Source organism: Bacillus sp. ES1-5, assembly GCF_022487605.1.
Classification (GTDB): Bacteria; Bacillota; Bacilli; order Bacillales; family Bacillaceae_G; genus Bacillus_A; species Bacillus_A wiedmannii.
The window spans coordinates 417,469-431,696 of record NZ_JAKVPU010000001.1; the positions used below are offsets into that span (position 1 = coordinate 417,469).

The 14,228-nt window shown below is 31.6% G+C and carries 11 protein-coding genes; 1 reads left to right on the forward strand and 10 read right to left on the reverse strand.

Going from position 1 to position 14,228, the window contains the following annotated elements; translation table 11 throughout:
• Positions 1-38: 38 nt before the first annotated feature.
• The 3 genes from MKO96_RS02305 to MKO96_RS02315 form a co-directional block, all read right to left on the reverse strand.
• A complete protein-coding gene (locus MKO96_RS02305) occupies positions 39-2,279 on the reverse strand; it encodes a SpaA isopeptide-forming pilin-related protein (RefSeq protein WP_240586533.1) in 2,241 nt (746 codons plus the stop codon).
• 153 nt (positions 2,280-2,432) lie between these two features.
• On the reverse strand, positions 2,433-3,236 hold the full coding sequence (locus tag MKO96_RS02310; RefSeq protein WP_087980489.1) for a class C sortase: 804 nt from the start codon (positions 3,234-3,236) through the stop codon (positions 2,433-2,435).
• A 92-nt stretch (positions 3,237-3,328) separates the two neighbouring features.
• Positions 3,329-4,990, reverse strand: a complete 1,662-nt coding sequence (locus MKO96_RS02315) for a SpaA isopeptide-forming pilin-related protein (protein WP_240586534.1) — start codon at positions 4,988-4,990, stop codon at positions 3,329-3,331.
• A 573-nt stretch (positions 4,991-5,563) separates the two neighbouring features.
• On the opposite strand from MKO96_RS02315, the gene MKO96_RS02320 reads away from it, so the two are divergent.
• Positions 5,564-6,790, forward strand: a complete 1,227-nt coding sequence (locus tag MKO96_RS02320; protein ID WP_240586535.1) for an AraC family transcriptional regulator — start codon at positions 5,564-5,566, stop codon at positions 6,788-6,790.
• 298 nt (positions 6,791-7,088) lie between these two features.
• Here the strand turns inward: MKO96_RS02320 and MKO96_RS02325 are convergent, their stop codons facing one another.
• The 7 genes from MKO96_RS02325 to yqeK form a co-directional block, all read right to left on the reverse strand.
• Positions 7,089-9,746: a M4 family metallopeptidase gene (locus MKO96_RS02325; RefSeq protein ID WP_240586536.1), complete on the reverse strand. Its 2,658-nt coding sequence runs from the start codon at positions 9,744-9,746 to the stop codon at positions 7,089-7,091.
• Between the two features lie 193 nt (positions 9,747-9,939).
• Entirely contained in the window at positions 9,940-10,314 is a 375-nt protein-coding gene (locus tag MKO96_RS02330) for a hypothetical protein (protein ID WP_001059012.1), read from the reverse strand.
• Positions 10,315-10,422: 108 nt separating this feature from the next.
• Entirely contained in the window at positions 10,423-11,271 is an 849-nt protein-coding gene (locus MKO96_RS02335) for a GNAT family N-acetyltransferase (RefSeq protein WP_240586537.1), read from the reverse strand.
• A 102-nt stretch (positions 11,272-11,373) separates the two neighbouring features.
• The gene (locus tag MKO96_RS02340) at positions 11,374-12,009 is read right to left on the reverse strand and encodes an SDR family oxidoreductase (RefSeq protein WP_240586538.1); all 636 of its coding nucleotides are present in this window, start codon (positions 12,007-12,009) and stop codon (positions 11,374-11,376) included.
• A 15-nt stretch (positions 12,010-12,024) separates the two neighbouring features.
• On the reverse strand, positions 12,025-12,765 hold the full coding sequence (locus MKO96_RS02345) for a phosphorylase family protein (protein ID WP_240586539.1): 741 nt from the start codon (positions 12,763-12,765) through the stop codon (positions 12,025-12,027).
• Positions 12,762-13,430 carry a DUF3885 domain-containing protein gene (locus MKO96_RS02350; RefSeq protein ID WP_240586540.1) on the reverse strand — a complete coding sequence of 223 codons (669 nt, stop codon included), beginning with the start codon at positions 13,428-13,430 and terminating at the stop codon, positions 12,762-12,764. The genes MKO96_RS02345 and MKO96_RS02350 overlap by 4 nt, the downstream gene beginning before the upstream one ends.
• Before the next feature lie 13 nt (positions 13,431-13,443).
• A complete protein-coding gene (yqeK, locus tag MKO96_RS02355; protein WP_240586541.1) occupies positions 13,444-14,052 on the reverse strand; it encodes a bis(5'-nucleosyl)-tetraphosphatase (symmetrical) YqeK in 609 nt (202 codons plus the stop codon).
• Positions 14,053-14,228 lie beyond the last annotated feature (176 nt).

Here is a 14,228-nt window from a genome sequence, read left to right on the forward strand (position 1 = left end):
CATGAATCTATTACAATACCGAACTCATCCCCTAAAAACTATCTAATGTAACGATTTTTCTTACAGAAATATAGCACGCCAAACATTAGCACAAAACCAATCACGTAAAAACTTGTTGTTCCGCTGCCACCAGTATTAGGGATTACCCAATTATTTTTCACATTTTTCACTGTTAGTTTTTGTGTCCTAACCGCTTCTGTAATTTCTATTTCTATTGGATCTCTAAGTAACATATATCCGTTTGGCGCTTTTATTTCTTTAATCGTATACTTTCCAAGTACTAACTGATTGGAAATCACCTTTCCTTTTTCATCCGTTGTTAATCTAGTAACTTCTTTACCTTCTTTATCTAAAACTTGAAATACAGCACCTTTTAGTTTTAAATTAATATCCTTATCATCAACTTTCTCAATTTCAAATTGCCCAGTCGGATCTGGTAATTTCTTATTCCCTATTTTAATTTCTACTACTGTATCTTTTTCTATTTTTACAGCTATTTTATCTTTTAATAATTCATAACCTTTAGGTGCTTCTACTTCCACTAGGGTATAGTTACCTATTGGCAATTCTTTTGATATCGCTTCTCCTTTTTCATCTGTTACTAACTCACCAACTACTTTTTTATTTGAATCTTCAATATGAAACTTTGCCCCTGCTAGCTTTTTATTTTTATCTCCCGTATCTACTTTCACTAGCTTCATTTTCCCCATCGGATCTGGTAATTTCTTATTTCCTATTTTAATTTCTACTACTGCATCTTTTTCTATTTTTACAACTATTTTATCTTTTAATAATTCGTAACCTTTAGGCGCTTCTGTTTCCACAAGAGTATAGTTACCTATTGGTAATTCTTTTGATATCGCTTCCCCTTTTTCATCTGTTACTAACTCACCAACTACTTTTTTATTTGAATCTTCAATATGAAACTTTGCCCCTGCTAGCTTTTTATTTTTATCTCCCGTATCTACTTTCACTAGCTTCATTTTCCCCATCGGATCTGGTAATTTCTTATTTCCTATTTTAATTTCTACTACTGCATCTTTTTCTATTTTTACAACTATTTTATCTTTTAATAATTCGTAACCTTTAGGCGCTTCTGTTTCCACAAGAGTATAGTTACCTATTGGTAATTCTTTTGATATCGCTTCTCCTTTTTCATTTGTTACTAACTCACCAACTACTTTTTTATTTGAATCTTCAATATGAAACTTTGCCCCCATCAATTCTTTATTATCATTATTACTATCTACTTTTTTTATCTTTACTTTTCCTGTACTAGGCTTGTTCCAATGTTGCCAATTAAATTTGAAATTGTGAAATTCAAATCCACCAGTTTGTTGTACTGCACCGACAAATGCTTGTCCATTAATCGAACCGCCTTTTGTTTCTAATACAGCATTTGGAGCAAACACACTCCCAACGACACCATATCCCTCTGTTGTGATCTTTTTTGCATTAGGAAAAACCCAAACCACCTTCCCATATAACTCAGTGAACGGTGAATTAGGAGAGTAGGGTTGTGATGTAGGAATTATATCTGTAGCCCTACCAATATTGTTCGTGTCATATAAGATAGCACCATTTTTAAATGTAACCTCTATTGCATCCGAATACATAACGATAAAATCTTTTCCTTTAGCATTAGGTAAAAAGACATCTCTTATATCTAAATTGATTTTCCCTACCAGTTCTGATGAAACATAAATATTAGGATTGTTTATATCTTTTCCGATTCCATAACTCATATTTGGAATTGGGGTATTCGTTTTATATTGACCAGCATTTTTACTGACTTGGTTCACTATGTTGTGAAATTCATTAAATTTCGCGTCAATTTCTAGTTTTTCTTTATAAACGATACGATCATAAGAAGATTGTATGATACGATTTGGATCACTCTCTTTTGTCATTACGACTATTCCGTTTTGAATGATAAAAGATTCCTCTCTTGATTTTTTAAATTTTCCTGACAATAACAAGGATGGATATCCCTCATCATCCCATTTTTCCCCAACTATATTAGATGTTCCCGCTGCTGCACCTACAATTGTATAACCAGATGCATCCATATCACCTTGAACTGCAATTGCTCCTTCAATGTCTCCACCTACTGCTATATGGTTACCAAAGACAACAGCATTATAACGCGATATATCCCCTAGACCTTCTAAGTTAGTCGTGGATCCATATGCTTCTTTTGGTGCATATACGACAAAACTTACACATAACATTAACAAAACCATAAAATGAATACTTACCAACTTTAATCGTAACCTCAATTCCTTTGTCCCCACCTTTACCGTATTTTTTCTACAGTCGAATAAAGTGAAACTTTTTTCAGTGAGGATTTACTTCATCCCCTATCTACCTTCTTTGCTTATCTCTGGATTTTCGGTCCCACTGCCCATTAATACAGGATAAATAAATTCATTCTATCGAGTTAATTTTTTCTTATAAATTGCGACTAGTAACACACATAATAATAGGATTAAGACTACTACGGTCCACTTATTAAACATAAATATCTCTTTACGCATTTTTTGTTTTTCTTTCTCGTTAAACTCCACACGCCCACCTCGAACCAGTAATCTATTTGTGTTTACTCCATAAGGCGTACATGTAATTAATGTTATATAATCTTTCTTTTCCACAATTTTTAAATCGTCCGTTTCGTGTGGTAACACTACTTTAATTTGATCTACTTTATAAGCAAGAATTTTGTCTAAAGAATGAATATAAAAAAGATCTCCTTCACTCAACTTATCTAAATCTGTAAATAATTTTGCTGATGGTAAACCACGATGCCCTGTTAAAATAGTATGCGTATTTTCTCCACCTACCGGAAGTGAAGAATATTCTAAATGACCTACCCCCCGACTCAATACTTCCTCAGAGGTCCCTTGATAGATTGGCAGTTTTATATTAATTTTCGATATTTCAATATACCCCATTACATCACCTAAATTTAACGCATCGGCATATGCTTGATGATTATTTTTTTCTTCAGAAAATGGATCTGCAAATGTTTTCATGGAAGTTTGAACTTGTTTATTATATTCGGTTGCTTCTTTTTCCCTACGTTCAACTTCTTTCTTTTGTAGTGCTTTGATCTTCTTATCGTAGGAGCTAATCTCAGAATAATGTGCACGAGTCGCCAACCAATTACTAATAGTAGGATATAAAAAAATAGCTAATCCAAATAAAAAAATACCTCCTAAAACAAGATTTCGTTTCATATTTCCACCTCTACATATACTAAAATATCGAAAAGAGGGAAGCATTTTGCTTCTCCCCTTTTCACATCATTTGGTTACATGTTCCTAAAACCTTAATTATTAGCAAACTTTTTTCTAAAGAAAACAAATGCCGCTGTAGCCATTAACGCAAGGCCTAGTACAGTAAATAGAGTCGTTCCGATACCACCCGTTACAGGAAGAATCCATCCACTTTTATTATTTTCAATCGTTAATTTAACCGTTTGATTATTTTCGCTAATCTTTACATCAATAGGGTCCTTTAATAATTGATATGAAGCTTTTGTACCATCTTCTTTTGTATAAGTTGGTGCTTTCGTTTCAAAAATTTGATAGTCTCCATACGGAATGTTAGTCCATTTAATAACACCATTTTCATCTGATACACCTGTGACTTCTTTACCTGCCACAACAACTATTTTTCCATTTTTATCTTTAAGTACAAACTCCGCACCTTTTAATTTCTTCTTATCAGCACCATCAACTTTTGTTAACTCAATAATTCCAGTTGTCGGAACAACAACTACAGGTTTAGATTCCTTTTCTCCAATTACATCATTTTTATTTATAAAATCAATTTTTGCTGTATTTAAAATTTCCGAACCAGATAGTACTCCTTCTTTTACTTGTGATTTAATTTGTAAATGAAATTCTTTTTTACCATCTAACTTTGTGAAATCTTTTACTGTAGCTGTTACTTTTTGGCCTTCTACAGCTACCTCTACAATACTTGCATTTACTTCCGCTCCATCAATTTTCACGACTGGTTTCCCTTGAATCATTAAACGATTGTCTAAAGTATCTGTTACTACATATTTTTTGTATTCTTTAATGTCTTCTGGAATTAATGTTTTGATATCATAATTGTAATTAGTTAACGGATTAATTGGTAACGCTTCTAAATTGCCGTTTATCTTTTTATCAATATTTGGTTCTTCATAGTTTTGCACTTCTACTTTAACTACTGTACCAGAAGTAATTGTTCCATCTTCGTTAATAGTTCCGGAGGTCTTTATAAAAAACTCGTGTTTAGTCGGATCTAGTACATACCCTTTCGGCGCTTTTGTCTCTTGGAAATAGTATTCCCCATACTCTAATCCTTGCACGCGAATATGCCCATTACCATCTGTTGCTAACTCTTTTTTCACTTCTGTACCATCTTTTCTAAATAAAGAGAATACTGCACCTGCTAATGCTTTTTCATTTGCACCAGTCTTTACTAAATCAACTGCACCACGTTTAATCTCATTTTTCGGATACATATGAACATCATAGTTTAACACCTTACCCTCTTTATTCGTTAATGGAATATCCACTGTATACGTATTTGGATTTAGGTTAACATGCGGAGGTCCTGCCACTTCTTTCACTTCATAACGTCCTAGCGGAAGATCTTTTAATACAGCTTGTCCGTTATCATCTGTTACTGCTTGAGTTGGAGTTGCTCCCATTACAGGCTTCACATCTTCTTTCACGATTTTCCCATCGTTTGAAATTTTTTCAAACGATGCAACCCTCTTCACTTCAAACGTTACACCTTTTAACGGTTTCGCATTTGTTGGTACCTCTTGATTTGCAGAGCCATCACCTTCTAGCCCCGGTGCGCCATCTTTTTCTTGTTCATATTTATGAATCGTTAAAGTACCTTTGGATGGTGAAGCTGCCTTCACTAATACACTAGACCATGTAGAAAATGTTAAGAAAAATACTAAAAGCACACTAAATATTTTTTTCATTTCTCTTATCCCCTTTATTACTTCTATCATTTTAAAAATCTCTTTATTACTATTACCCTCTTAAAAGCAATGTGTGCCAAGTACCAGATTTAAACGAGTAACCTAAAACATAGTCGTCCAACAATCCATTGTTTACAATCACTTATTCACTCATCTTATTTTCTATTATTACGTTGTCTCTCCGTATGATATATGTAGTTTTCTCCCTAAATTACACTTATATTTCTACTTCAAAAATCGTTACATATTAACTTCTATCGCTAATTTTCATTCATTACTTAACTTAAATTCAATTCATTAATCTCTCCCTTCCTATCCATATTTAAAATCCAATCTTAATCATTTTTGATACATATAAGCAATGACCAACGAATAAGTGTAACAATTAATATTTTACGTTACTCCCTAAAACTATTACCTGTATATTCAAATAATATGTGCTAACCATGTTAAATTATGGTATTATTCTTAGAAGTTTATAATTTTTATAGATAAATTTTTTCCGTTTCTACTTATGAAAAAAAGGAATATATAAACATTCAACTATTACGCAAAACTGTAAGGAGGAATAATATGAATAAAAAGCTCAGTCTAGTTGAGATAGAGTACATTTGTAATGTGTTTTTCCAATCTTTCGAAATTCCAGTTTGTTTTTTAGATTGCAACAAAAATATTCTTTTAGAATTTACATCAAAAGATGATTCACATTCGTTCTATAAATCAAAAATAGAACAGTTACATGTGTTTTTTCAAAAAAATGATTCATTTAATTCGCCTATCTTCAGAACTCACCAATATTTAGGGCACTTCATTTTAATTCACATAAAGAGCGATTATATATTGAACGGTACTGTTATTATTGGGCCCTTGACACATGTGAATTTTTCTACAAGTAAAACGGATAGTAACCTTAATTGTATTTCGAATTATAAAAGAACAAGAGACCATTATTTTTCATTGTCAGTCAAAGATCAAAATTTCTTTGTAAATATAGCAATATTGTTCTATAACATTCTCTATAAAAAAAATTCAGATGTAAGTACCTTTTCAAATAACAGTGGCTCATTTCATGTAAGTCATAGCAATATCTTAAACGAGGATGTATATATTTCAATGCAAAAAAACGAATCTATCTGTCATAATTTGTATATAGAGCAGCAACTACTTGGAGCTATAGAAAACGGGGATAAAGAAAGCGTACTCAAATATTATTACGAATTCCAACAAGAGACTCTTTCATCCTTATCTTCATTCCATCAATTAAGACGTCATAAAAACATTTGTATTTCATCCATCACACTTGCTACTAGATATGCTATAAAAGGAGGACTTCCTTCCGGGATTGCTTACAAGATTTACGATCTACACATTCAAAAGACAGAGGATTTAAAAGACACAGAATCTGTTTGGGATTTATTAAGAAATGTTTTCTGTACTTTTGCAGACCGTGTAAAAGCACAAAAAGTACAGAAATACTCAAAGACTATCGCTATTTGCAAAAACTATATTTTTGAAAATATTTACAATCAAATATCTGTTAAACAACTTGCTAAATTTGCAAACGTAAATTCAGATTATTTATCTATATTATTCAAAAAAGAAGTCGGTATTTCATTAATTGAGTACATTCAACGTGAACGAATTGAAGAAGCAAAAAAATTATTAACTTTCACAACCTATCCCTTATCAGACATATGTGCTTCGCTCAACTTTAGTGATCAAAGTTATTTTACTAAAATTTTTAAAAAATTCACTAACGAAACACCTGGTAAATACCGAAAATCTCATGTTGTCATATAAAGTTAAACTTTCATTAAAACAAAGTGTTTTTAGTAACTTATCAATGGCAGATTAGAATTACCTTCACATCCATGACCTTTTAAATTCAGGCTATTTTTAAATCAAAAAAACACGTTACTATTCTTTTATTTGAATGAGAATAGTAACGTGCTTTATATGTAATGTAGTTCTGTAGGCAAAATAGCGTCCAAGCACAAATTTTTATAGAAGCAAAATACACTACTTAAATACTAAAATCTTATTAAGTAAAAAATTTATCTAATAATTATTGTGTGAGAAATAATCCCTACTATTATTTTTATATCTTTCTAAATTTGCGAACCAAAGTGAGTACTGTACCGACAATAATCATCCCTATGCCCATTGCTGTACTGTTCGTTTCACTTGCACCCGTGTTGGGCAGCTCTTTATATGTAGATTCTTTTTTATCAGAATTAATGCTGTTCGGGATATTACCGTTATTACTGTTATTAATAATACCTTTAGCTTTGCTAGTGTCTTTATCCTTCACCAATACTTTTTGTATTGCATGTACCTCATTACTTACAGAATCTGTGACACTATATATTATTTCAAAAGTACCAGCTTTAGAGGTATCTACATCTCCTTCATAAACTACTTTAGAAGTAAGGTCACCGTTCTCCTTATCAGTAGCTGATACTCCTACCATTGGATCGAATTGATCTCCCTCAGTAATTGTAGTTGTAGCAGGTACTTTTAGTATTGGTATTTCATTTTTAACTTCATCTCTAACTTTGACCATTACAGTTTGTTTCACAGTTACTTCATGACCTTTAGAATCTGTAACTATGTACGTTAATACGTAAGTACCGGCTTTAGAGGTATCTACTTCACCATTAAGTTTTACTTTAGAAGTAAGATCACCGTCTTCTTTATCAATAGCTAATACTTTTTCCATTGGATCAAATGAATCTCCTACATGAATTGTCGCTCCAACAGGCGCTGTTAATGTAGGTTTTAAATCTAATGTTTCTCTATTTTCCTCTACAATTACAGTCTGTGTAGCCGTTGCTTTCCCCCCTTGAGAGTCAACGACCGAGTAGTCCACAATGTATGTACCTAGTTTAGAAGTATTTACATCTCCTTTATGTTTTACTTTATTTGTTAAATCACCATCTTCATTATCAAGAGCTTTTACATTACTCATCGGGTCAAACGTATCACCAACACGCAGTGTAATTGTAAGCGGTACAGTTAATTCAGGGACTTGGTTTTCTTTCGCTGTTCCTTTAATTTTTGCTGCATCAAAAGCTTTTTGGACCGCTTCTACCTCAATTGAGTTCGCTCCATATTTGTTTGTTGCAACTTTAAGACACGCTAATCTTAATTCAGAGAAATTAGAAGTCATGTTCAACTCATCAGTATTTGCATAATAGAAAATATCAAACATTTTATCTTCACCAATACCATTTACAGTTACACCGTTATGAGTGCCACCTTGTGCAATTAAATACGCGACTTTATTAATAATACTTGAGTTGAAATGGACGCCCTCATTATCTTCTCCGTTTAAATCACTGTATTTGCTATAATCATCTGGATACGGTACTCCATCAAAAAAATTGATTGAAGATGGATTTTCCATATTACGAAGAACTGATCCGCTTTGTTCTCCTATTGTCCAATTAAATTCTCCATTATTTATATATTTCTCAATAGCCGTTCCCATAATATCAGATAACGCCTCGTTAATTGCTCCAGATTCTCCGAAAAATTCAAGATTAGATTCGCTAGATGTAACCGCATGCGTAAATTCATGGCCCGCTATGTCAAACGCTCTAACCATTGAATCACCATATATAAGCATACTAACATTGTTAACATTAGCACTAAATGCATTACCCCAATTTTTAGGATCATCTGTTTCTCCAGAATCCCATGCATGTACAACTGATACTACTTTGTTCCCCTTATTATCAAAACTATTACGCTTATATTTATCTTTATAAAAATCATATACCTTTGTTGCTAAAAAATGAGCACTTACCGCCTTTGGATCATTAAATGTTGTTGAAGTGCTAGTTGCTAATATACCAGGATAATATTTTCCTTCAAAACTAATATCTCTATAATTCACATCATATGTCTCAATTCCTTGCCCTCTTGTGTAATCTGCAAGCGCATATTTCCCATTACTTTGTTCAGAAATACCAAATGTGCGAGTTATCCCTAAATCATCTTTACCAGTTCCGGTTAATGATATGGAATTGCTTTTTTTAGTTTCCTTTAAAGATTCCACTTGCTCTTCACTTACTTTTAAGCTTGACTCTTGCACCATATTTTTCAACATATCACCATTATGAGCATTCACTAAATAAGTTCCAGATACATAGTTTGGTGTTGCAGCAGTAAATGTAACTTGATATGCATTGCTAGCCTGTCCATTATTTTCATTTACAAAAATAACTTCCTTAACTTCTGGCTCAGAAATAAATTTAATATCGTTCCCGTACTTCGTATAAATATGTTGTTTTGCTTCTTCTTTTGATAAATTACTAGCATTCTTTAAATCTTTTTGTGTTAAATTTTGTGCACTTTCTCCTGAAATACTTTTAATAATACCCTTTTTATCTACATGAGCAGTCAATTGGTGTCCATATACTTCTTTACCTTCATATATTTGTTGCATACGCACAAGTGTAGTTCCATCATAAGAACTACGTTTTTGAACAACGTTGTAATCTACTCCTTTGTCTCCACTAACTTGTTTTGGAGACAAAGCATGCTCGGTCTTGTCCTTAAGTGCATCTTTCACTATATTCTCTGGCGTCTTTTGAGATGGTTGTGTAAGTTCACCTGTACGGAACGAACCCTCTTGAATATCAACTTGCATTTGCCCCGTTTCTTCTGCATAAGCTATTCCATATGGTGTTACACTTGTTAAAACTAACCCTGTTGTTAATGCAACTATAGCTATTTCTTTTTTATTCTTCATTTTATTTTCCTCGTATAATTTCCTAAAATATGAAACTGCTTAAATGTATTCCTATCAAAAATAAAAAGCACATTACGCAAAACTGTATTATAAAAAGATGACTTTTGTCATCAACAAAAGTCACCTCTTCAATATGTCATATCCCTAATATGTTTTAATGCATACTTTCTATATGAAAAAGAAAAAGTATTCTTTAACGAGCGTTTTGCAATACTTTTATTAGGTCATTTATATTTTCAACTTTTTGCTGAAACTGATCAAGCCTGTTATGTAGCAATGAAGGATTCTTATCTTCAGTTGAAATAACTTTTTTTAATTCTTGTTCTAATTTATCATATGTATCAAAGAAATTATCAAATTCTACACTTATAAGTTCTTCATTTTCACGGTAAAATCTTTTTGCTTCTATATAAGTCATATATGACTTATTTAAAAACCCTAATGAAATTAAATATTTAGAAGTATTTTCTTGATAAATAGCAATATCACATGCTATTTTAATATCAGAATAAGTCTTTTGAACGAAACAATGCAATTCAAAAATCTTAAACTTTAAACCATTATTCATTTCATCCCCTCCCATCCTATCTATTTTACATAAAAAAAGAATATTATACAAAGTAAAATATCAATATAGCACAAAAATAAAAAGCGAAAGAATGACTCCTTTCGCTTTTTATAACAATACATACATTTCATATTGTGCTAATGAATTCTTTTCAAATCCAGTTTTCTTTAAAAACCCTTCCACTAAATTGTTGTTTGGAAACCCAATTGATAAACTTAATACATTTAAGTTTTCTCTTGCTACTTGTAATAATTTTGATCCAATACTACGATTTCTATAGTCTTTGTCTACGAAAATAAAACTAATTTTACCTTGTTCATTCATACATATTGAACCCTTTAAATCATTATCGACATATGCACCGTAAAATGTATTATTTGTTTTTTCGATATAATCCATATCATTTTGCCAATTTATATGGAAGTGTAACCATTTCTGAATTTCAACTTTAAAAGTTGGAAATTCTAATTGTTTTACTTCAATTCCCTTACAATCTTTATTTATTATTTTAGTCATATCTTTTAAATTATAATAAGATAGATCGTACACTTTTTCATAGCCTAATTTCGTATAAAAATGAATCGCTCGGTCATTGCCTACAATGACTTCAAGAAAAAGTTGCTTACACTCATTTTGAAGCGCCTCTTCTTTATGCAGTTCAAATAATTTTTGACTCACACCAATACCGCGGTAATTAGAATGAACCGCTAATGTTCCACAACGCATTGTTTTTATGTTTTCATAATCCTTTATTCCGCCAAGTATTACACCAACAGATTTGTTACCGTCTAAAGCAAGAAAGGAATGTTTTAGTGAATTCCCTTCTGGTCCCAAAAACCTTTTTATAAAATCTTCTTTTGAAACTTCCATTTTAATAATGTAATCTGAAAATCCATCTTTAAAAGCTTCATACACTAAATCTATACTTACTTCACTGCATCTTATGTATTGAATCATATAAAATTCTCCCCCACTTACTCGTGTTAAACTTAGCATTCAAATACGTAAAATGTACTAGTTCCAATCTACCCATCATTCTTTAACTTTTAATTAAACCATTTAATTTGAAATAAACGGGCACTTCCCTACATATTTCTCACTGTTAATTTGTTTTATAATAAACGGTGCAATATCCCCATTTTGTATTTTGATTCCTGGCATATCAACTAAACTCTTTTTTATATTTCCAATGCTCTTCCCTTCCATAACAAATGGTAATCTAACAATTGTCCAATCTACATCACTACCTTGAATAGTTTGCAATTCTTTATATTTATCTTGCATCATCATTGATAAAAATGCTTTAAACAAGGTAGCTCCTATTTTATTTACAATTCCCTTCTGATCTCCTGTAACATTTAAAGAACCTCCAGAAATCAGAATATATCGTTTTATTTCAAACTCCTTCATTGCTTCTAAAATATGCTTCGTTACTGTGCTAAAAATATAAGATTCATTTTTCGGTTGACCTACCGCATTAATTACAGCTCGACAACCTTTAAGTAATTCACGTATTGAAGAAAAATCACGTGCATCCCCAATAATAGTCTCTAAATTTTCATTAGTTATCGTCATATTATTAGAATTTCTCGTTAATATTTTTACTTGATATCCCTTTTTTAATGCTTCGTTTACAAGGAATTTCCCGGCTTTTCCGTTTGCACCCAGAATAGCTATTTTATTTGTACTTTCCAATATTAACCCCTCTTACTATCTATTATTTACTACATTAATCTCATACACACGTAAAAAAGCAATTAAATGCTCGCACGCTCGTTCACATGCCAACATTTTAAAGATTTTTTGTTCCTCTTTCGTTTTATCATTCGCTTGATCTGAAGCAGCTTTTAAACATAGAAAAGGCTTTTTATTGATTTGGCATACATAAGCGAAAGCTGCCACCTCTTGATCAACCGCTAAAGCTCCATATACAGTATGGAGTAAATATCTCATTTCTGAACTACGGATACGTTGATCTCCAGATAAAAATGTACCGAAATGAATCGGATCATAAGATCGTATCTTTTTTATTCTTCTTACAATTGACTTCGTTGTTTCAATAGGTGCTGTTCTACCATTATATAAATTAAAAACATCTTCTCCCGAACCAGCAGCAGTAACGTCATGTTGTATTGCATTAAGCGCTACTACAATATGACCATTTTTCACCTTATTTGATAAACTTCCGCATATCCCTGTCATAAACAACTCATCTGGCTGAAACTCACTAATTAATAATTGTACACAACTTGCACAACTTACTTTCCCAACTCCAGTTATTACGGAGATAACTTCCATATTATTAATATAATGAAAATGAAATTCCCAAGCTGCTCTTTTTTCAATGCGTTCACTTGGATAAACTTGATGCAAATACGTCAGTTCTGGTTCCCATGCGGATACGATTGCAATACGTTTCATTACACGCTTCACTTCCCCCATTGTTGTCATGTAAATAAGTTATCTATACTTTCTCGTTCATAATCTGGAATCCACTCTTTATATTTCTCATATATATTTCGTATTGTTTCTTTATTCTTCGCAATTACTTCACATCCTCTATCATCGTAAATAAACATGATAATATCTTTCGTTGCATTTATGAGAAATACATCTGGATAAGAAATCTCTTCCTTACATCCAAAACGAGGATTAAGACCTGGAAAATCTTCATGATTCGCAGCTTGAATAAGCGGTTTATACTTTATATCGCTAGCAAAACACTTTAATGAAAATTGATATGTACAATATAAATTAGCTTCTTCATCTTCAAATAGAAAAGGTAATGTTTCTTGTCTTATTTGGAACTTTAGATCCCTCTTTTTAATAAATCGATTATATACATTTATTTTCTGCGAATTTTTCACGTTTTCCTTTTTAAATCGATAAACATTTGTAACTAAAAATACTTCATCTTCTTTTGAAAATATATCTTCAAATAAGTGTTTATTATATGTATAAAGTTGAGAGAAATATTCCATATTTAAATCGTCGGTACCTTCTACATTTTGATATTTCCCTTCCCCAAAATGAAAATGATTTTCCCACTGAAAGTATATATGTGGTACTAATGTAACCCCAGGAAATGTTTGATTCATATATTCTTTTAATTGCATTCTTATACCCTTTCTACTCTACAATTTCTTTTAACTGCCAATATGCTTCTTCTAGCCACGGATGTATAACTTTCAAAGTGTCTTTTCTATCCCACAAATATGAAATATATGCAAAAACAGCATGTTCTAAAGATTTTTCTAATCCTTTTTTTACTTCTACTAAATAAGGTGGTGTCCCATTATGATCCCATTCTATTTTATCAGCAACAAATAACACTAAATCCATCTTCGTTGCATGTTTACGTAGTGTAGTATGACAATTAATTGCATTTAAAATTTCTTCATCTTCCACTCTAAATATCTCTTTTGCAATTATTCTCGACAGTTTTTGATGAATAATCATCGGGAATTCTCGTTCTTCTTGTAATATCTCTATTCTAAATTGTTCAGCAACTGCAATCCGCTCTTCATTCGGAAAGATTAAACTAATATCATGTAAATATGCTGCAATCGCTGCCTTTTCCCCATTTTCATGATACTTAATCGCAATTTTTCGAGCTTCATTTGCCACCCGAATTGAATGTTTATATGTAAGTTCTTTATTGTATTTTAATAGAAAAGCTTTTATATCATTTTCAATTTTTCCAGTTGGAGTAAATGAATAAATCTCTTTATATACCATAGCAAGTCCCCCCTTATTCTTCACTTTCAGTATAATACATTATTTAAATATCTTTCTTCTTTGTATTCGTTATGAATGTTTTAATCCCTTTTTATACGTTACATGAAATTTTATGGCAAATCATTGCTACAAAATACATAAATGTTTGATATTATAGTAATGTTAATGATTTGTTA

Excerpts from the sequence above, each read along its gene's own strand:
- MKO96_RS02310 (WP_087980489.1), bottom strand. The coding sequence starts at position 3,236 with ATGAAACGAAATCTTGTTTTAGGAGGTATTTTTTTATTTGGATTAGCT.
- MKO96_RS02330 (WP_001059012.1), bottom strand. The coding sequence starts at position 10,314 with ATGAATAATGGTTTAAAGTTTAAGATTTTTGAATTGCATTGTTTCGTT.
- MKO96_RS02315 (WP_240586534.1), bottom strand. The coding sequence starts at position 4,990 with ATGAAAAAAATATTTAGTGTGCTTTTAGTATTTTTCTTAACATTTTCT.
- MKO96_RS02350 (WP_240586540.1), bottom strand. The coding sequence starts at position 13,430 with ATGCAATTAAAAGAATATATGAATCAAACATTTCCTGGGGTTACATTA.
- yqeK (WP_240586541.1), bottom strand. The coding sequence starts at position 14,052 with ATGGTATATAAAGAGATTTATTCATTTACTCCAACTGGAAAAATTGAA.
- MKO96_RS02320 (WP_240586535.1), top strand. The coding sequence starts at position 5,564 with ATGAATAAAAAGCTCAGTCTAGTTGAGATAGAGTACATTTGTAATGTG.
- MKO96_RS02335 (WP_240586537.1), bottom strand. The coding sequence starts at position 11,271 with ATGATTCAATACATAAGATGCAGTGAAGTAAGTATAGATTTAGTGTAT.
- MKO96_RS02345 (WP_240586539.1), bottom strand. The coding sequence starts at position 12,765 with ATGACAACAATGGGGGAAGTGAAGCGTGTAATGAAACGTATTGCAATC.
- MKO96_RS02325 (WP_240586536.1), bottom strand. The coding sequence starts at position 9,746 with ATGAAGAATAAAAAAGAAATAGCTATAGTTGCATTAACAACAGGGTTA.